This window comes from Providencia sp. PROV269 (assembly GCF_028477785.1).
Classification (GTDB): domain Bacteria; phylum Pseudomonadota; class Gammaproteobacteria; order Enterobacterales; family Enterobacteriaceae; genus Providencia; species Providencia rettgeri.
Window position 1 is genome coordinate 44,164 of sequence record NZ_JAMPLV010000010.1, and the last position, 20,632, is coordinate 64,795.

The following is a 20,632-nucleotide window of genomic DNA, read 5'->3' on the forward strand; positions in this document are numbered from 1 at the left end:
AACTGTAATGGAAAACCATTGGATTTTATCACAACAACATAACCGGGTTTTGACTCTGACGTTAAACCGCCCAGAAGTACGTAATGCCCTGAGCACCGCCTGTTTAGAATTGCTGGTTCAGCACCTCGAGCAAGCACAAATCAATGATGAGATTGGTGCGATCGTGATCACCGGAAATCCGCGTTTTTTCGCTGCAGGAGCCGATCTTAAAGAACTACAGCAACAAACTGTTGCTAATGCGATCACCGATAAACGCCCCCAAGTTTGGCACAGGTTATCCGCGATATCAAAACCCATTATTAGTGCTGCGAATGGTTATGCACTGGGTGCAGGTTTTGAATTATTACTCGCCAGCGACATCATTATTGCTGGTGAATCAGCTCGTTTCGGTTTACCCGAAATTACTCTGGGTTTAATGCCCGGAGCCGGGGGGACACAGCGTTTAATTCGTGCCGTGGGCAAATCCCTCGCCATGCAAATGGTACTAACAGGTGAACCAATCAGTGCTAAACATGCGTTGCAAGCAGGGTTAATCAGTGAAATTTGTGTGGATGAATTGGTGCTAGAACGCGCCCAAAAGCTGGCAGAGCACATCGTAATGCATGCGCCTTTAGCCGTACAAGCCGCAAAAGCATCACTGGTACATTCTCAAGAAAACCATCTTACCGAGGGGTTACAGCTTGAGCGCCAATATTTTGTGACTTTAGCGGGTACCAACGATCGACGTGAAGGGATCGAGGCATTCTTCGAAAAACGAAAACCTCAATTTACAGGACAATAATCATGAATAATGAAGCAATGATCCTCACTACGTTAGAAAATGGGGTTCTCACCATCACTCTCAACCGCCCTGATAGGCTGAATAGCTTTAATGATGAGATGCATCGCCAACTCAGTGAGGCTATCAAAATAGCGGAACGCGATGAAACCGTACGCTGTTTAGTGATCACCGGTGCAGGCCGTGGATTTTGTGCCGGACAAGATCTAAATGATCGCAATGTGAGCGTGGGCAGTGACGCTCCTGATCTCGGGTTCTCCGTTGAAACTTACTATAACCCCTTGATCCGCCGCCTAACCACATTACCGAAACCGATTATTTGCGCGGTCAATGGTGTGGCCGCAGGTGCAGGCGCCGCCATTGCACTCGCAGGCGATATTGTCATTGCCGCAAAAAATGCCAGTTTTATTCAATCTTTTTGCCGCCTTGGCTTGGTTCCTGACTCAGGAGGAAGCTGGTTTTTACCTCAATTAGCAGGCCATGCACGGGCAATGGGGATGGCATTATTAGGCGATAAAATAAGTGCGGAGCAAGCATTACAGTGGGGAATGATTTGGCAGGTCACTGAAAATGAAGAACTCATTAATACCACTCAACAGCTCGCACAACACCTTGCAACCCAACCGACTTATGGTTTAGGGCTTATCAAAAAGGCCATTTATGCCGCGGCAACCAATACTCTCGATGAGCAACTCAACCTTGAGCGTGACTTACAACGCCTTGGCGGTCGAAGTGAGGATTATCGCGAAGGGGTCAATGCTTTTTTAAATAAACGTGAACCCCAGTTCAAAGGATGCTAACCATGACATTACCTTTGAATCATACTATCAACACCATCGCGGTAATTGGCGCTGGAACCATGGGGATTGGCATTGCACAAGTGGCAGCAACAGCGGGGTTATCCGTCTTACTGTTTGATGTGAACCAAGATGTGTTAAGCCGTAGTTTATCAACGATGACCCAACGTTTACGCAAACGTGTTGAGCAAGGGAAAGCAAAACTAGAGGTCACGGAGGCGATTATCGCAAAAATCGCAGTGGTAAAAAGCCTCTCGGCACTGTCGGATGCACAATTAGTCATTGAAGCCGTTGCTGAAAATCTGGAAATAAAACAGGCAATTTTTAGTGAATTAGAAGCGATTTGCAGCAAAAATACGCTATTTGCCAGTAATACATCTTCATTATCGATTACCGCCATTGGGCGGCAGCTAACACACCCCGAGCGTCTTGCAGGCCTGCACTTTTTTAACCCCGCCCCCGTGATGAAATTAGTTGAAATCGTTCGAGGGCTAGAAACATCTAACACCGTCATTGAACAGTTAAAAGCCCTGACTTTATCATTTGGAAAAATCCCCGTAATTTGCCGTTCCACCCCCGGTTTTATTGTCAACCGAGTGGCTCGGCCTTTCTACGCCGAAACAATGCGTGCCCTTGAAGAACAAATTGCGTCTCCTGCCACATTAGACAGCGCAATACGTGACGCTGGGGGTTTTGCCATGGGCCCACTACAACTAACTGATTTAATTGGCCATGATGTAAACTATGCGGTAACTGAATCAGTATTTCAGGCCTTCGGTTATGACCCACGCTTTCAAACCTCATTAATGCAATTGGAATTAGTCCAAGCAGGCCATTTAGGCCGTAAATCGAAGCAAGGGTTTTATCATTATGATGATAATAAACCTCAACCTTTACCTTCAATTGCAGAAAAAATTCACCTTGAGCAGCCCCAAAATATAAAAGCGCATGGCAACTGGCAGATATTTCCTGAGTTCGCGCGGCTTTTAACTGAAAATGGGATCTCTCTCGAAGGATTAACACAACATTCTGATCAATCCCCGACACTTATTGTTAATGGCGTTATTATTATGTTAACAAATGGTGAATTGGCATCGTCACATGCGCAAACACAAAAACAAGCCGTCGTGCATTTTGACTTATCGGTAAATTACCTTACCGCAACAACCATCACGTTAAGCTGTGCATCGCAAAATAATGCGCAACAAAACCAGCAAGCTATCGCGTTTTTTCAATCATTAGGTAAACACGTAATTGTATTACCAGACTACCCAGCGCTGTTAACCATGAGGACAGTCGCGATGCTATGCAATGAAGCGTTAGATATCGTCAATAAAGGAATTGCAACGGCATTAGATACCGATAATGCCATGTGTTTTGGCGTGAATTACCCTAAAGGCCCACTCGCTTGGGGTAGGCAGCTAGGCTGGCAACGTGTGCTGTCAGTACTTGAAAATTTGACTCAGTTTTATGGAGACAGTCGTTATCGGCCAAACCCACTTTTAAGGCAATTAGCCGCAGGTTATCAATCTTTAACTTTCAAGGAGCTACCATGATTTCATTGCCAAACATTACGCTGGCTCAGCAATCAGCTCACATTATGTACCGTGATGATGCATGCGCAAAAGCGATGGGTATGTCCATTGAAAAAGTCGAGGAAGGTTTTGCGCAATTGAAAATGCCGATCACAGCACAGATGCTTAATGGCCATAAAACCTGCCACGGAGGGCAATTATTTAGCCTTGCCGACACCGCGTTTGCCTACGCCTGTAATAGCCAAGGGCATGCTGCCGTTGCTTCCATGTGCTCCATTGATTTTATTCGTCCCGGTTTTGAAGGTGACCTGCTTACCGCGACCGCCACGATGAAACACCAAGGTAAACGTAACGGTTTATATGAAGTCGAGATAACTAACCAAGATGGTAAAACGCTTGCGCTGTTCCACGGTCGTTCTCATCGGTTAGGCCATCGTTTAACAGGAGAACAATCATGATAGATGCGTTTATTTGTGATGGTGTCCGCACTCCCATTGGCCGCTACGGTGGTGCTTTATCATCATTACGCCCTGATGACCTTGCCACTGTTCCATTAAAAGCCTTAATGGAAAGGCACCCGCAACTTGATTGGTCATTAACTGACGACATCATTTTAGGTTGCGCAAATCAAGCAGGAGAAGACAACCGTAATGTAGCACGTATGGCGGGGCTGTTATCTGGGCTACCTGTTTCTGTTTCTGGTACCACCATTAACCGCCTATGTGGTTCTGGGCTAGACGCTATAGCATTAGCGGCAAGAAGTATCAAAGCTGGTGAGTCTGGGCTCATGATTGCCGGAGGCGTCGAATCCATGAGCCGAGCGCCGTTTGTGATGGGTAAACCAGAATCTGCATTCTCTCGTCAAGCGCAAGTATTTGATACCACTATTGGCTGGCGCTTTATCAACCCGTTGATGGAACAACAGTTTTCCACAGATTCGATGCCAGAAACTGCGGAAAATGTGGCAGAAACTTACCAAATTAGCCGTGAAGACCAAGATGCTTTTGCATTACGTAGCCAACAACGCACTGAAACTGCCAAAGTTAACGGTATTTTTGCGCAAGAAATCATCCCTGTAACGGTTAAACAACGTAAAAATGAATACGTCGTCAGTGAAGACGAGCATCCAAGAGCAGAAACGACATTTGAACAATTACAAAAACTAAAAACCCCATTTCGCGATAACGGGACTGTAACGGCTGGTAATGCTTCCGGTGTTAATGACGGAGCCGCCGCACTGATTATCGCATCCGACACTATCGCCAAACAACAAGGGTTAACACCGCGGGCTCGTATCATCGCTACAGCCACTTGTGGCGTTGAGCCAAGATTGATGGGGATCGGTCCACTCCCTGCCTCGCAAAAAGTATTAAAAATGGCAGGGCTCACCATCGAACAAATGGATGTTATTGAACTAAACGAAGCCTTTGCCGCGCAAGCACTCGCCGTTTTAAGGGGGCTTGGTTTACCTGATGATGCCTCACACGTTAACCCAAACGGAGGGGCAATTTCACTAGGCCATCCACTTGGAATGAGTGGAGCAAGGCTTGTTATTGCCGCTATCAATGAACTACACCGCAGACAAGGTCGTTATGCATTATGCACCATGTGTATCGGGGTTGGCCAAGGGATCGCAATGATTATTGAACGAGTCTGAACAACGTCTTAATACAAATAAAAACAGCCTGAAAACCCGACACCTGCTCAGGCAAATACCAGAAACGTCATGCATTAGCGTGAACTGGTAACCATAATAATTATGAGGACAGGCAATTATGAGCAATATACAAGATAGCATCGACCCAATTGAATTTGCATCGCGAGATGAGATCGAGTCTTTACAGTACTCTCGAATGAAGTGGACACTCACTCACGCCTATGAAAATGTCCCGATGTATCGCAAGAAATTCGATGATGCAGGGGTTCACCCTGACGATTTCAAACAACTCAGCGATATCGAAAAATTTCCTTACACGACCAAACAGGATTTACGTGAAAACTACCCATTTAGCACCTTTGCTGTGCCAATGGACCAAATCATCCGTATTCATGCCTCTTCAGGAACGACTGGGCGCCCAACTGTGGTCGGTTACACCCAGCGAGATATCGATAACTGGGCTGACCTGATTGCGCGTAGTTTACGTTCTGCTGGCACTGTCCGAGGTGATAAAGTCCACGTTGCTTACGGCTATGGTTTATTCACCGGAGGGCTAGGGGCTCACTATGGCGCAGAACGCCTAGGAGCCGCAGTCATTCCTATGTCAGGTGGGCAAACTGAAAAACAAGCACAACTGATCGCTGATTTCAAACCCGATGTGATAATGGTAACGCCCTCTTACTGCTTGAGTATTATTGATGAGCTTGAAAAAATCATGGGTGGAGATGCTAGTAAGTGCTCACTTAGATTAGGTGTCTTTGGTGCTGAACCTTGGACTGAATCCCTCAGAACAGAAATTGAAACCCGTCTTGGTATCAAAGCATTAGACATTTACGGTTTATCTGAAGTGATGGGGCCTGGCGTTGCTATGGAGTGCGCAGACTCAGGAGAGAGTGGCCCCACTATCTGGGAAGACCATTTTTATCCAGAAATTATTTCCCCCAATACCTTAAAACCATTAGGGGCGGGTGAGCATGGTGAGTTAGTGTTTACTACCCTGACAAAAGAAGCCATGCCTGTTATTCGTTACCGAACACGTGACCTTACCCACCTGATGCAGGGGGTCAATCGTAACATGCGTCGAATTGGTAAAATTACCGGACGTTCCGATGACATGATGATCATTCGTGGCGTGAATGTGTTTCCTTCTCAAATTGAAGAACAAATCATGCAATTTAAGGAGCTTTCCCCTCATTACCAATTAGAAATTGGTCGCCAAGGCAATATGGACAACTTATCTGTTCGTGTTGAGCTCAAACACCCTGAACAGCTCACTTATGATGAACGCTGTAATATCTGCCACCATTTAAAGCATCGAATCAAATCGATGGTAGGTATTAGCACCCGTATTAGTATTGTAAATTGCGGTGATATTCCACGCTCTCAAGGCAAAGCTGAACGGGTAATTGATACTAGAATTGCGATTTAATTCAAATTATTAAGGCATATTGGAATGAACTACTCTGATATGCCTTAATCTCTGAGAAAGTGTTAAAACAGGTAATGGAAGACAACCTTTAAATTTATGTCTACTATTTAGTAAGCCTTCTGATACATAAATTTTATAGATAAAATATAAATGGAAAATAAACTTAACCAATTCATACAACATGCAATAGCAAGCCAACCCATTAGTGGGACGTCTCTAATTAGCTCACTCTATGGTGATGCTTTGCATCATCGTGGTGGTGAAGTGTGGTTAGGAAGCTTGACTAAGCTGTTAGAACCCATGGGCTTTACTGACCGCTTTGTCCGAACTTCCGTTTTTCGCTTACAAAAAGAAGGTTGGCTTGATGTCGAAAAAATTGGCCGTCGCAGCTATTACCGTATTTCTGAGCGCGGGCAAAGTCGCTTTCGCCGTGCAGAAAATAAAATTTATCTAGCCGGGCAGCCTGATTGGGATGGAAAATGGGATTTACTCCTCCTTGAAACGGCGGATAAAGACGAAAAGATCAGATTAAAAAAGGAACTGAGTTGGCTCGGTTTCGGGCAATTTAATACGTCACTCATGGCAGCACCCAGTTGTGCCCAAAGTGATGTACCGACACTACTCAATGAACTCAATGCCACTGAAAATGCCATCTATTTTCACGCGGATTACCCCTATAGCCGCTCAGAAAAAAATCTCAAAGAACTGGTTTCTCATGCTTGGTCTTTGCAAGATATTTCAGAACATTATCATCAGTTTATTTCCTTATTTAGGCCACTTGCATTACTCCTTAAAGAAAATACTGACACACAGATTTCCCCTGAACACTGCTTTCAGCTACGTTTACTGCTGATCCATTTCTACCGCCGTGTCACGCTTAAAGACCCGTTATTACCAGATGAACTCCTTCCTGCACAATGGGAAGGCCATATTGCACGCCATCTTTGTACCAACATTTATCAACGCATTGATCAAGCGGCAACCCAATATGTTTCTGAACAGTGCGAAACCACTGTCGGGGAGCTTCCTCAACCATCCAGCGCTTATTATCGCCGCTTTGGTGGAGTGCTCAGAGATATAGCCGCCTAAATACACATTACAGGAGCCTGTATGCCCTTTTATCAAATCGATGGTATTACGCCCGTCGTCAGTCCTGAAAGTTTTGTGCACCCTACTGCTGTGGTGATTGGTGATGTTATTATTGGCAAAAATGTTTACATTGGCCCAAACGCCAGCTTACGTGGGGACTTTGGTCGCTTAATCATTAAAGATGGCGCCAATGTGCAAGATAACTGTGTGATGCATGGTTTTCCTCAGTATGAAACCATCGTGGAAGAAGATGGGCACATCGGCCATGGGGCGATTTTGCATGGTTGCCATATCAAGCGTAATGCCTTAGTCGGAATGAACAGTGTGATTATGGACGGGGCCGTTATTGGCGAGAACTCTATCGTCGGTGCTTGTGCCTTCATCAAAGCCGAGGCAATTTTCGCCGATAATAGTCTTATCGTGGGTACACCTGCAAAAGTCCTTCGCACCTTATCAGAAAAGGAAATTGCATGGAAAACCAGCGGAACCAAAGATTATCAAGACTTAGTCACGCGCTGCTTAAACACCTTTAAAGAAGTCGAGCCCCTCAAAGAAGTCGAAACGAACCGGCCTGTCTTGAGTTTTGAGAATATTATTCCTAAATCCCAGCTATAAGCTAGATGGGGCTAAAATACTTAGCCCCATCCATTATTTCGCTTTGCTACCAAATGGCGGTTTAGCAAACCAAACAGTAATAATCAGCGCAATAAATACCCAACCGCATAACCAGAAAATTTCATTTGCAGCAATAATTAATCCTTGGCTCGTAATTTGCTGAGCAATAAAACCAGAAGTCTGTTCGGTACTCAATCCATGGGCTGCCATTTCTTTATACATCCCTAAGGATTCAGGGTTATAATCGGTAATAAATTCCGTTAATTGACTATGGTGAACGGCTTCTCTATCACTCCACAGCGTTGTGGTAATAGAAGTCCCTATTGAACCCGCTAAGGTACGGAAAAAGTTAGCCAAACTCGATGCCGAAGCGAGTTTTTCAGGCGGTAAACCTGAAAGGGTTAATGTGGTCAGTGGCATAAAGAAGCAAGCTACTGCCATTCCTTGCACCAATTGCGGCCAAACAACAGCAGAAAAGCCCATGCTCGGTTCAAAAGTATATGCACGCCAGAAGAAACAAATTGCATAAAATACAAAGCTAAAGGTCACTATCCAGCGGATATCAAGAAAATCGGATAATTTTGCTACTGGAGCCGAAAACAACACAGGCAATAAGCCTATAGGCGCCAATGCGAGCCCAGCCCATGTTGCCGTATAGCCATAAACTTCCTGTAAAAGTTGCGGCAACAAGACAATAGCGCCGAAATAGGCCATATACGCTAAACTGACAGAAATCGTTCCGATGGTAAAATTGCGCGATTTAAATAACGATAATTCGACAATTGGGTTTTTATCTGTGAGTTCCCAAATAACGAGGAATACCAACGCAATAGCTGAAACAACGGCTAAGATGACAATTTCATTAGATGCCAACCATCCCAGTTCCTTACCTTTGTCGAGCAAAACTTGTAAGCAACCCACTCCCACAGAAAGCAGCGCCAAGCCAATCACATTGAATGGCACTTTCACGACCTTGGACTCCATCCCTTTGAAGATAATAGAGCCAACTATAATGACAAAAATTCCCAAAGGCACATTCATAAAGAATATCCAGCCCCAATGGAAATTATCACTAATATAACCACCAAAAATAGGACCGAATACAGGGGCTAAAATAATGGTCATAGACCAAAATGCTAACGCCATATTTTGCATTTTTGGCGGATAGCAGCGCATGATAAGGCTTTGAGAAAGTGGGATCACCGGCCCTGCAACGGCACCTTGCAATACGCGGTATAAAATTAGCATACCAAGGCTATCGGAAAAGCCACAAAGTAATGAAAATAAGGTGAAAAGCGCCGTTGCCCATAAGAAAACACGAATTTCACCAAAGCGCTTCGCCAAGTAACCTGAAATAGCGATAGAAATTGCATTCGATACGCCAAACGAGGTAATTACCCATGTCCCTTGAGACATAGAAACCCCAAGGTCACCTGCAATCGTCGGGATAGCCACGTTAGCAATCGTGGAATCAAGCACCTGCATGAAGGTCGCAAGGGACAACGCAATGGTTGCCCATACCAGTTTTGCACCCTTAAGTGGTTGAATATCTGCCACAACGGCTCCTTTCAAGCTAGTCTGCGTTATCGCTGATAATAGTGTCGATGATGTGGTCGACATCACTTAAGTTTAAGACCAACACATCACTTTCAAATGCAGGTACTGTACGCTGTACTTCCGCTAAAACAGGGCCATTTTGATCTTTAATATCGATGGTGACATTCATAGATAACCCAATGCGTAACGGGTGTTTTGCCACCTGCTCTGGGTCTAATTCAACACGTACAGGCAAACGCTGTACGACTTTAATCCAGTTCCCTGTCGCGTTTTGGGCAGGCAATAATGAGAAAGCACTACCGGTTCCCATATCAAGCCCAACCACGGTACCGTTATAAACAATATCTGCCCCGTAAAAATCACTGTTGATGGTCACGGGTTGCCCAATACGGACTTTTTCTAATTGAGTTTCTTTGAAGTTCGCATCAACCCAAACAGGCTGAACAGGCACAATCGCCATTAAAGAACTTTGCGGACTGACTTGAGAGCCGACTTGAACATTACGCCGTGAAACATATCCCGTCATTGGGCTTTTAATTTCAGTACGTTGTAAGTTTATCCACGCACTGCGTACGCTATCAGCTGCTTGCTGAATTGCAGGTTGTTTTTTGAGCTCCGTATTACGCAACAATGCGCGGTTGGCATTATATTGTTGAATAGAAATATCCAGAGCCGCCTGCGCAAGTTGCACAGCTTCTTGGGCGTGCTGCAGGTCTTCCTTCGAAATGGTACCACTGCGGCCTAAAGCTACACGACGTTGATAATCTTTTTGCGCTTGCGCAAGTGTCACACGATTTTTTTGAATTTGCGCTTGATACTCATCACCATTGATATACAGTTCTTTGGTTTTGCGTACGGTGGTCGCTAAATCATGTTTGGCTTGTTCAAATGCCAATTGCGCATTCGTTTTATCCAATACAACCAGTACATCCCCCGCCTTTACCAAGTCAGTATTTTCAAAGTTAACTTGAGTGACATTACCTGTTGTTTGCGCAATTATCGGGATCTGTAAGCCAGATACATAAGCATCATCGGTATATTCTTGAAAGCGTAAAACTAAAAACCAATAAACACCGTAGGCGACAAATAATAGAATGATAATTATTGTGGCTATCACTATCCATATTGTTCTACGTTTTTCATTAGTCGTTTTTTGATTATGTGTTTCTGAATGGGTTTCTTGACTCATAATAACTCTCAAGGTCTGAAATCAATATTAATTCTCCCTCTATATTTACGAAGTATATGTAATAAAGCAATAGTTAATAATTTACAATTAAATTAATTCCAACAAAAAAATTAATTCATTGATATAAAACAAATAATTAAAGGGAATCAGAGTTCAACATTAGATTAATGTTTATTATCAAAACAATGAAATTCATTCTTAATTAGATTAACGATAAAAATTAATGAAATAGTTCAAATGATATTTATTATGATAAAAATTCCGTCACTCAATTATTGATATTCTTTTTTTGATTGAATATTTCTATTTATTAGACCATATTTATGATTTCTTAACTTGGAGTTTTCATTTTTTATCGCGGGCTGCCGCTTGCTTTTTAATACCACTGATTGTCTCGATTTTCATTTTTGTCCTCATCAATACAACATTAATAAACTCAATACGGTGCTTAATAGAGTAACGAAGTACGTTGGTAATTGCTGGCCTTTCGGGCAGCTTTTATCTCTTTACCAGTACTTAATATTATTCATTAGGTTAACGAGGTTATCCCCAAGGATACAGGCTAATTTTGAATGTATGTTTCATATAACTCAAATTTCCCTAGTAGATGCTAGCGCTAGAGTAAATTCACGCACAACCAAACACCATAAACCAGAGTTAAACCTTAATTTTTCGTTAAGCTTGACAAAAATCGTAAAAGGGGAAAACACCGTAGGTGAAAATTCTTAGCTGAGATCAAATATTGCTCATAAATTAGCTAGCTCATTATTTATTTTTGATATGTTTTAGTGATAATATTCGCAAACAATATAATTATCATTCTCATTTATATTTACTAGGGATAACTATGACTTCGCAATATCACTACACCCTGATTGCCGCCGGTGTTTGTGCGGCTTTATCTTCATTTAGCGCTACAGCAGCAGACAATAAAACAGATACCATGGTCGTCAGTGCATCAGGCTTCTCGCAACAACTGCGTGATGCTCCTGCTAGCGTGACCGTGATCAGTGCAGACCAATTACAAAATAAACCTGTCCGTGACCTCGCCGACGCCGTTAAAGACGTGGAAGGGGTAAGTGTCGTTGGTGCTGCAAACAAACAAGATATTAATATCCGTGGCTTACCCGGCGAATACACGCTGATATTGGTCGATGGGCGCCGTCAAAACAGCCGTGAATCACGTCCTAATGGGAGCGGTGGCTTTGAAGCAGGCTTTATGCCACCTGTCGAAGCGATTGAACGCATCGAAGTGATCCGTGGACCTATGTCCTCCCTGTATGGTTCCGATGCAATGGGTGGTGTTATCAATATCATCACTAAAAAAGTGACTAATGAATGGCATGGCAGCGTCACCACTGGGGCTATTATCCAAGAAAACAGTGATAGCGGTAACTCGACTGACGGTAACTTCTATCTGTCTGGCCCATTAATTCAAGATAAACTTGGTCTGCAATTATATGGTGGTGGTAACTACCGTCAGGAAGATAAAATCTTAGAAGGTCATCATCAGCGTGATAACCGCAGCTTAACAGCTAAATTAACCTTTACACCACAAGAGAACCAAACCTTCTTACTAGAAGCAGGTCGTAGTACTCAAGAGAAAACATCGACACCAGGTAAATCTGGTGCTGAATATGAAATTCGTGGTGGAGACAAGCAATATAACTCTAAAGAAGAGTGGCATAACGACCGTAACCATGCAGCTCTGACTTATAAAGGTGAGTGGGATTCTTTTAATACTGAGCTAAGTGTTTACCAAGAAAAAACCAAACGTAAAATAAAATCCCAAGACCGTAATCAAACTACAGGCCATTGGGAAGGCGGCTATGAGGCGCGCGTACCTGAAATCACCAACACCGTTGTTGATGGAAAAGTGGTGGCTTTCCTGCCGGACAATATCCTAACCGTTGGTGGGCAATACCAGTACTCTAAATTGAAAGACAGCTCTTTGGTTTCAAAAGGCGTAATGGAAAAAACCAGTATGTCAGTCGATCAATCAGCACTGTTTGTGGAAAATGAGTTTACCGCAACAGATGATCTGATCTTAACGGGTGGCCTACGTTTAGATCACCACGAAACCTATGGTAACCATTGGAACCCAAGGGGTTATGCTGTTTACTACCTAACCGATGAAATCACCATTAAAGGGGGCGTTTCTTCAGCTTTCCGCGCACCTACATTACGTGAAATCAGTAAAGGCTATGGCACCTCTACCCAAGGTGGTAACGGGATTATCTACGGTAATCCAGACCTCAAACCGGAAAAAAGTGTTAGTGAAGAAATCAGTATTGCCTATAACCATGAATCTGGCTTTAATGCGAGCTTAACCTTCTTTAATACCGACTTCAAAAACAAGCTAACTAGCTACTCACTTAATCAAGCCGATCCTAACCACCCTAATCTCACGTTATATACCTACGACAATGTGGGTAAAGCGAACATCAAAGGTGTTGAAGTTGCAACGGGCATTCCTATCGCACAGGATTGGAACCTCAACCTAAATTACACATACACCAATTCAGAACGTAAAAGTGATGATGAGAAATTAGGCAATGGTCTTTCCTTAAAAGGCTATCCATTGGATAAAACACCAAAACATATCGCTAATGCGAAATTGGATTGGAACTTCAATGAAGACCTAACCTTATACACACGTGCGCATTATGAAGGAAAACAGGTGTGGGCAGCACAACGTAATGGCTCAAAAGTACCTCGCTATCGTAGTGGCTATACCACCATGGATGTGGGTGCAACCTACCAATTATTTAAAAACACCAAACTGAACTTTGCAGTGCTAAATATTGGTAATGAAAAAGGACCTAAAATTGATAAAGTTGATGGAAACTGGGATGTTGAAGACGGACGCCGTTATTGGGCGAACGTTAACGTTAGTTTCTAATTAACTCTGAGGGTGTGCCTGTTTCAGGTATACCCTCAAAACCCTTAAATAGACTCAATAAATGAATAAAATCATATTAAGTGGCATATTGCTGTGTATGACCAGTTCCGCATTTTCCCGCCCAAGCCAGACTATCCCGAGTATGGACGAGCAAGTCAGCCAATTTTATGATATCCAACAAACGGATATGACTTACGGTGACCGTGCGCTGCGCATTTACAGTGCAGTGCCCTATAATGTCACCGCACAACGCCCTATCCTGTATATGCTTGATGGTAATGGTTTATACCCCAAAGCGGTTAATCGCGCAGTTGAAAAGCTGCCAGCGGATAAACTACCGATTATTATTGGGATTGGTTACCCCATTGACGAAGCCTTTCCAAAAGCATGGCGAACCTACGACTATACTCCCCCTGTTGCGGGTGACGAATTTAAACAAGGGGGCGGTTCCCCTGCGCTATACCAATTTTTAACTGACACTATTCGCCCATGGGCAGAAAAACAGTTTCCTATTGATAAAAGCAAACAAACCCTATTTGGCCATTCATTTGGTGGATTATTTACCTTGATGGCGTACCAACAACAACCGGATGATTTTCAGTTTTATGTTTCTGCCAGCCCGTCATTATGGTGGGGTAAAGGAAGTATGGTAGATTTAGCGAAACTGACAGCGAAACAAGCGGCTTCCCCCCTATTTGTGACTTTAGGCGGTTTAGAAGAGAGCCCTGATTTATCCAAACTGAGCGCTGAACAAGTGCAAAATTACCAAGCGCGCAAAAGTTGGATTAGCACACGCCAAGTTTGCACTGAGATTGCAAACCACCAAAGGCACTGTGAATTTAGGTTATTCGACGGCAAAAACCACGGTTCAGTGATCCCCGATGCTATCGATAAAGCCCTTGATGTCGCTAGCCAATAAGACTAATTGATGGGTTTTAGGAGATCGCTGTAGAGCTCTGCTAGAACCCCCTTTTCACCAAATTCTTTGCGGATCCACTGCGTCACAAGCCCAGTAGCTGAATGTTGTGTGGCTAATAGCATATGGGAATCTTGTCGTGGGTTCTGAATTTGTTTTGTTACCAACAAACCATGTTTAACATGGTCTTTGATCATATAATCGGGTAAAAACCCAATCCCTTCACCTAATATCTGACACTGGCATTTAGTATTAAAATCAGGCACTTGAATTGCTTCTTGCCCATGTAACAACCAACCCACCCGCTTATTAATGGTATGCGCGGTATCTTCCACCATAATATTGGGATAAAGGCGTAGCTGGCTCTCAGCGATGGGCTCTGGCATCAGTGCCAATGGGTGAGTTGCTGCGATAGCAAATTGCCAGTGAATCGCACCGATTTCAGTGTAGTCAATTCCACCGCCATCCATCAACGTACCCGGAGCACCAATCGCAATATCTGCATGGTTATTAATAATGGCATCCCAAACCCCATTATACACCTCTGTTGTCACAGTGATGTGGCAGGTAGCAAACTGTTTTTTTAATATTTGTAATAACTTAGCGGTATGATACGGCGTATATAATAACTGATTAATACAAATACGTACCCGCGCTTCAATCCCCTGCTCAATAGAATAAATACTTTTTTGAATGGAATGGAAATTATTGAGCAAGTCGGTTGCTTTACGATAAAAATAATACCCTGCTTCTGTGAGTTCAATATTACGGGTATTACGAATAAATAACGCGACATCTAAATAGGTTTCAATACGTTTGATGGTATAACTCACCGCAGAGGTGGTCACGCCTAACTCTTCCGCTGCTTTACTAAAACTCGCAAACTTCGCTGCTGTTGTGTAAGTCAGTAAGTTTTCTTCCGTAAAAATTGAGTTCATTCCCACCGCCAAAAATGTTTAAAATTTAGACAAATCATGTTTTTATGTGAATAAAATTCAATAACGTAAAAATCAGATTATTTTTCGAGCATATTTTTATAGCTTAACAGAATTATTAACAACTGGAATAGATTAAATTTGATATGCATTTTCCCCAAGTAAAAACCCTACCTTTAAAGTCACTATTAATATTCGAAATACCTAATATTATTGAATTAAATAGGCAAACCAAGTATTAACATTCGATACAGATACGATCAATAAAATTACAAATTTAACAAATTAAAAACTTCCAATTTGATGTCTATCACAGAACTGAGTAAATCATGATTTTCGATTTTAATTAACAAAAAAAATCACACAATTTGGACCACAAAATAGCCATAAATCATCAAAAAACGCTAAAAAAGAATGCTCGCACGCACAAAAAAGCCAGATTATTGAATTAAATTCAATAATTAAATGCCCCATTGATGAATTAAATTTAAATGGATTCTTTTTATTAATGACAATTGCTATGCTCTAACCATCATATATTCGATGTAATCTTTAAATTGTCTTTATCTATGTTGGTAATAAAAACCAACCTAAGGGGAAAATGATGACCGCTAGTACTCTCGCTCACGATTTTTTAACCGCAGCTGAACAAGGACAATTAGAAATATTAAAAAGTTGCCTTGAAAAAGGTGTGGATATTAATACCACCAACCGTCAAGGTCGCACTGCTATCGTCAATGCTAGCCTGAATAAACATTATGAATGTGTTTCTTTTCTGATTAATGCAGGGGCAGATATTAATAAACAAGACCAAACCTGTTTTAACCCTTTTTTATTAAGCTGTCTTAATAACGACTTAACCTTATTACGCATTGTCTTACCTGCAAAACCCAATTTAGACTTATTAACCCGTTTTGGTGGTGTGGGAATTACACCGGCCAGTGAAAAAGGCCACGTAGAAATTGTTCGTGAACTACTTGAAAAAACCGATATTAATGTCAATCACACCAACTTTGTTGGTTGGACCCCTCTATTAGAAGCTATCGTACTCAACGATGGGGGCGAAAAACAGCAGCAAATCGTTAAATTACTATTAGACCACGGTGCGAACCCTCATATGACGGATAAATATGGTAAAAAACCATTAGAGTTAGCACATGAAAAAGGCTACAGCGAGATTGCTGAGTTACTGATTGCAGCAGGAGCATAGCGAAATCATAGACTCTAAATAAGATAAGGAGGCATGTGAACGCATCCATATCTCATCGGCAAAGGTTATACGGGCTAACGGCTGATACACAATTTCTCAATCTGTTGCATCAGCCCTCACCCCAAGGAACGATAGAACAAGTATTTAATAAAGCCATTAACTTTTCTATTGATAATGCACTTTATACATTGCTTTGTTCTCAATTAGATAATGCTCCAAATAGTTGCCGATTAATCAATAAAAATTTTTCTCTTTTCAATATTAAAAAAGGAGAGTCCATTAATTTATTAAATAAAGAAATATTGATTGGTGATAATTATTTATTATCATTTTCTTTATGTAAAGAATGGCGGCAACCTGTTATCAACTTTAGCGATAACAAACTGAAAAATTCAAATTATTTATTATATATCGAAAAGCAAATAAATCGTTTGGATTTAATCTTAACTGAAAATAAAAGCTCTCTATTTAAATATCAGGGGGATAACTTTTTTTATCTCTCTATGACGAAGCAATTGGTTCAATTACGCTCTGAATTGATTGAATCAATAATTAAGAAAAATAAAGAAAATATTGTTTATGTGATCCGCCAGTTTGTTGGATTGGGTATCGGGCTAACTCCTTCAGGAGATGATTACTTAGTTGGGTTAATGGCATTTTTATTATTAATCGGTCATCCGGTTGCCACTTTTTACCCTGAATTTTTTAAGGGAATAACCCAAAGCTTAGGCCAGACGACACCAATCAGTGCCATCACATTAGAAAAAGCGTTAAACCGAGAATATCGCGAAAATATGCAGCAATTAATTCAATCATTAGTTGATGCGAAAGAAACCAATATTTATCCACAATTTTTAGAGATTTTAAATATCGGGTCGAGTTCTGGCAGCGACATGCTATTTGGCTTGCGAGATGCCCTGTATATCACCCATTATTTCGGAGAAAACTATGTCGACTAAAGTTGTCATAAAAAAGAATACCTATTTTGATTCCGTATCACTGATGTCTATTTCGACAAAAGCCAATCAACTCGACAATGTCGAACAAGCGTTTGTCGCGATGGCAACAGAGATGAACAAAGGCGTTTTACGTAATTTAGGGTTACTAACACCTGAATTAGAAGAAGCCAAAAATGGCGATTTAATGATTGTCATTAAAGGCCCAAGCGATGATGCCAACGAAGCCACATTAATTGCTATCGAAGAGTTATTTAATAAGAAAAACCAAGGTGGCGGGCAGCATGAAGCTAAATACGCCACTATTAATTCAGCGAAAACACATATCCCAGATGCCAACCTTGCCGTCATTTCAGTAAACGGTCAATTTGCTGCCCGTGAAGCGCGCATTGCCTTAGAAAATGACCTCAACGTTATGTTGTTTTCCGATAACGTCTCCATTGAAGATGAACTCGCGCTCAAACAGCTGGCTAGCAAGAAAGGCTTGCTGATGATGGGCCCAGACTGCGGAACTGCCATTATCAACGGAACTGCGCTGTGCTTTGGTAACGATGTACGCCGTGGCAGCATTGGTATCATCGGTGCATCCGGTACGGGTAGCCAAGAGCTCAGCGTCCGTATTCACGAATTTGGCGCAGGCGTTTCTCAATTAATTGGTACTGGTGGTCGCGATTTAAGCGAAAAAATTGGCGGTATCATGATGATTGATGCCCTAAAAATGCTCGATGCCGATGATGAAACCCAAGTTATCGCACTGATTTCTAAGCCACCAGCCCCTAGCGTAGCCAAAAAGGTGCTAGAACAAGCAGAAAAATGCCATAAACCTGTTGTTGTGTGTTTCTTAGGTAGCCAACCACTACCAGAAGACAAACCGGGTTTAACCTTCGCCCAAAGCACCAAAGAAGCAGCACTGAAAGCTGTTCTATTAACCGGTATTCGCAAAGAAGATTTAGATTTACACCCGCTCAATTTACCGCTAATTGATGAAGTCAGAGCAAAATTGAAGCCTGAGCAGAAATACATTCGTGGCTTATTCTGCGGCGGAACGCTATGTGACGAAGCCATGTTTGCCGCGCTGGAAAAATACGATGATGTTTACAGCAATATTCAGCCAAACTCTGACTATCGCTTAAAAGACCTCAATAAAAGTATTGCACACACCTTCCTCGATTTTGGTGATGACGACTTTACCAACGGTAAACCACACCCAATGATCGACCCAACTAACCGTATTGAACGTTTACTGCAAGAAGCTCGCGACCCTGAAGTGGGCGTCATTATGATGGACTTCGTTTTAGGCTTTGGTTCTCATGAAGACCCTGTGGGCGTGATGATTGACGCGATTAAAGAAGCGAAGAACATCGCCAAACAAGATGGTCGTGAATTAGAAATTTTAGGCTATGTGCTGGGCACTGACCAAGACACCCCATCGATGGATGCGCAAGTCAAAATGCTAACAGATGCCGGAGTCATCTGGGCAAGTAGCAGCACCAATACCGGTTTATTAGGGCGTGAGTTTGTATGGAAAGGGGAGAAAGCATAATGACTTCATTATTTAAGCAGCCATTAAATGTCATCAACGTTGGCATCGAAATGTTCAGTGATGACCTGAAAAAACAACATGTTCCGGTCACGCATTTAAACTGGACACCTCCAGGACAAGGCAACGTTGCGGTTATTCGCGCCCTTGACCAAATTGAAGGTAATGCCGCACTACAAGAAAAAATTGCGGCGGCTAACGCCCAAGCCCTTGAGCGTATTATTCAATCTCAACCTGTGTTAATCGGTTACGACCAAGCGATTAATGTGGTTCCAGGTATGACCAAAAACACCATCTTACATGCGGGCCCACCTGTAGCATGGAAAGACATGTGTGGTGCCATGAAAGGTGCGGTCACCGGTGCGCTGGTTTTTGAAGGTTTAGCAAAAGATTTAGCGGATGCCGAACGTGTTGCGGCCTCCGGTGAAATCATCTTCTCACCTTGCCATGAACATGATTGCGTCGGTTCGATGGCAGGTGTGACTTCAGCTTCAATGTTTATGCACATTGTTGAGAACAAAACCTATGGTAACCGTGCGTTCACTAACCTCAGCGAACAAATGGCGAAAATCTTACGCATGGGTGCCAATGACCAAAGCGTCATCGACCGTTTAAATTGGATGCGTGATGTTTTAGGCCCAATGCTACGCGACGCAATGAAAATCGTTGGTGAAATCGACCTACGTTTGATGCTTGCGCAAGCACTGCATATGGGCGATGAGTGTCATAACCGTAACAATGCAGGAACAACCTTACTTATCCAAGCGCTTACAACAGGGATCATTCAAACTGATTTCTCTGTTGCACAACAAAAGGAAGTGTTTGATTTTGTTGCAAGCAGCGATTACTTCTCCGGCCCAACGTGGATGGCGATGTGTAAAGCATCAATGGATGCGGCTCACGGCATCGAATACAGCACCGTTGTTACGACCATGGCGCGTAATGGCTATGAATTTGGTTTACGCATCAGTGGGTTACCAGGTCAATGGTTCACAGGTCCTTCTCAGCAAGTTATTGGCCCAATGTTTGCGGGCTACAAACCAGAAGACTCTGGTTTAGATATCGGTGACTCCGCTATCACAGAAACCTACGGTATTGGTGGATTTGCGATGGCAACCGCACCCGCCATCGTTGCGCTGGTTGGTGGTACGGTAGAAGAAGCGGTCGATTTCTCTCGCCAAATGCGTGAAATCACCTTAGGTGAAAACCCGAATGTCACTATTCCATTATTGGGCTTTATGGGTATCCCTACCGCCATTGATATCACAAAAGTTTCTGCCAGCGGCATTCTACCGGTTATCAACACCGCGATTGCCCATAAAGATGCGGGAATCGGTATGATTGGCGCAGGTATTGTTCACCCGCCGTTTGATTGCTTTGAAAAGGCCATGCTGTCTTACGCACAGAAATATGCTTAGTTTTCAGCCATAAAAAAAGACGCCCAACTCCGGTTGGGCAATAAAAATAAAACGAATACCCTGATTGATTTTATTTGAAAAACAGTGCTGTAACTCAAAATATAGGAAC

The 20,632-nt window shown here is 42.7% G+C and carries 17 protein-coding genes; 14 read left to right on the top strand and 3 right to left on the bottom strand.

The window, feature by feature from the left end:
- Nucleotides 1-7: 7 nt before the first annotated feature.
- From paaF to paaY, 8 genes are all read left to right on the top strand, one after another.
- Nucleotides 8-781 carry a 2,3-dehydroadipyl-CoA hydratase PaaF gene (paaF, locus tag PR683_RS14055; protein ID WP_240105556.1) on the top strand — a complete coding sequence of 258 codons (774 nt, stop codon included), beginning with the start codon at nucleotides 8-10 and terminating at the stop codon, nucleotides 779-781.
- Nucleotides 782-783: 2 nt separating this feature from the next.
- Nucleotides 784-1,578, top strand: a complete 795-nt coding sequence (paaG, locus tag PR683_RS14060; protein WP_109912372.1) for a 2-(1,2-epoxy-1,2-dihydrophenyl)acetyl-CoA isomerase PaaG — start codon at nucleotides 784-786, stop codon at nucleotides 1,576-1,578.
- A gap of 2 nt (nucleotides 1,579-1,580) precedes the next feature.
- A complete protein-coding gene (locus PR683_RS14065) occupies nucleotides 1,581-3,131 on the top strand; it encodes a 3-hydroxyacyl-CoA dehydrogenase (protein WP_109912370.1) in 1,551 nt (516 codons plus the stop codon).
- Nucleotides 3,128-3,568 (top strand): hydroxyphenylacetyl-CoA thioesterase PaaI, encoded by a 441-nt coding sequence (paaI, locus tag PR683_RS14070; protein WP_004266152.1) that lies wholly within the window; start codon nucleotides 3,128-3,130, stop codon nucleotides 3,566-3,568. Before PR683_RS14065 ends, paaI begins: the two co-directional genes overlap by 4 nt.
- On the top strand, nucleotides 3,565-4,767 hold the full coding sequence (gene pcaF / locus PR683_RS14075) for a 3-oxoadipyl-CoA thiolase (protein ID WP_110731480.1): 1,203 nt from the start codon (nucleotides 3,565-3,567) through the stop codon (nucleotides 4,765-4,767). Before paaI ends, pcaF begins: the two co-directional genes overlap by 4 nt.
- A 118-nt stretch (nucleotides 4,768-4,885) precedes the next feature.
- Nucleotides 4,886-6,196, top strand: coding sequence for a phenylacetate--CoA ligase PaaK (gene paaK / locus PR683_RS14080; RefSeq protein ID WP_109912365.1), 1,311 nt, complete (start codon nucleotides 4,886-4,888; stop codon nucleotides 6,194-6,196).
- 150 nt (nucleotides 6,197-6,346) lie between these two features.
- Nucleotides 6,347-7,285 (top strand): phenylacetic acid degradation operon negative regulatory protein PaaX, encoded by a 939-nt coding sequence (paaX, locus tag PR683_RS14085; protein WP_109912363.1) that lies wholly within the window; start codon nucleotides 6,347-6,349, stop codon nucleotides 7,283-7,285.
- Between the two features lie 21 nt (nucleotides 7,286-7,306).
- A complete protein-coding gene (gene paaY / locus PR683_RS14090) occupies nucleotides 7,307-7,900 on the top strand; it encodes a phenylacetic acid degradation protein PaaY (RefSeq protein WP_117162923.1) in 594 nt (197 codons plus the stop codon).
- Between the two features lie 33 nt (nucleotides 7,901-7,933).
- Here paaY and PR683_RS14095 read toward each other — a convergent pair whose 3' ends face one another.
- Nucleotides 7,934-9,457: a DHA2 family efflux MFS transporter permease subunit gene (locus PR683_RS14095; RefSeq protein ID WP_109912362.1), complete on the bottom strand. Its 1,524-nt coding sequence runs from the start codon at nucleotides 9,455-9,457 to the stop codon at nucleotides 7,934-7,936.
- Nucleotides 9,458-9,473: 16 nt separating this feature from the next.
- Nucleotides 9,474-10,646, bottom strand: a complete 1,173-nt coding sequence (gene emrA, locus PR683_RS14100) for a multidrug efflux MFS transporter periplasmic adaptor subunit EmrA (protein ID WP_109912360.1) — start codon at nucleotides 10,644-10,646, stop codon at nucleotides 9,474-9,476.
- 847 nt (nucleotides 10,647-11,493) lie between these two features.
- On the opposite strand from emrA, the gene PR683_RS14105 reads away from it, so the two are divergent.
- Both PR683_RS14105 and PR683_RS14110 read left to right on the top strand, forming a co-directional pair.
- Nucleotides 11,494-13,548 carry a TonB-dependent receptor domain-containing protein gene (locus PR683_RS14105; RefSeq protein WP_272581822.1) on the top strand — a complete coding sequence of 685 codons (2,055 nt, stop codon included), beginning with the start codon at nucleotides 11,494-11,496 and terminating at the stop codon, nucleotides 13,546-13,548.
- A gap of 61 nt (nucleotides 13,549-13,609) precedes the next feature.
- The gene (locus tag PR683_RS14110; RefSeq protein WP_042851465.1) at nucleotides 13,610-14,467 is read left to right on the top strand and encodes an alpha/beta hydrolase; all 858 of its coding nucleotides are present in this window, start codon (nucleotides 13,610-13,612) and stop codon (nucleotides 14,465-14,467) included.
- A gap of 2 nt (nucleotides 14,468-14,469) precedes the next feature.
- On the opposite strand, the gene PR683_RS14115 is transcribed toward PR683_RS14110, so the two are convergent.
- On the bottom strand, nucleotides 14,470-15,402 hold the full coding sequence (locus PR683_RS14115; RefSeq protein WP_109912354.1) for a LysR substrate-binding domain-containing protein: 933 nt from the start codon (nucleotides 15,400-15,402) through the stop codon (nucleotides 14,470-14,472).
- 601 nt (nucleotides 15,403-16,003) lie between these two features.
- Here PR683_RS14115 and PR683_RS14120 point away from each other — a divergent pair.
- From PR683_RS14120 to PR683_RS14135, 4 genes are read left to right on the top strand one after another with little or no spacing between them, the layout of a single operon-like run.
- The gene (locus PR683_RS14120; protein ID WP_004266162.1) at nucleotides 16,004-16,609 is read left to right on the top strand and encodes an ankyrin repeat domain-containing protein; all 606 of its coding nucleotides are present in this window, start codon (nucleotides 16,004-16,006) and stop codon (nucleotides 16,607-16,609) included.
- Nucleotides 16,610-16,644: 35 nt separating this feature from the next.
- Nucleotides 16,645-17,568 (top strand): DUF2877 domain-containing protein, encoded by a 924-nt coding sequence (locus PR683_RS14125; RefSeq protein WP_123382648.1) that lies wholly within the window; start codon nucleotides 16,645-16,647, stop codon nucleotides 17,566-17,568.
- Nucleotides 17,558-19,108, top strand: a complete 1,551-nt coding sequence (gene fdrA / locus PR683_RS14130) for an acyl-CoA synthetase FdrA (RefSeq protein ID WP_109912346.1) — start codon at nucleotides 17,558-17,560, stop codon at nucleotides 19,106-19,108. The genes PR683_RS14125 and fdrA overlap by 11 nt, the downstream gene beginning before the upstream one ends.
- The gene (locus PR683_RS14135) at nucleotides 19,108-20,523 is read left to right on the top strand and encodes a DUF1116 domain-containing protein (protein ID WP_109912345.1); all 1,416 of its coding nucleotides are present in this window, start codon (nucleotides 19,108-19,110) and stop codon (nucleotides 20,521-20,523) included. Before fdrA ends, PR683_RS14135 begins: the two co-directional genes overlap by 1 nt.
- Nucleotides 20,524-20,632 lie beyond the last annotated feature (109 nt).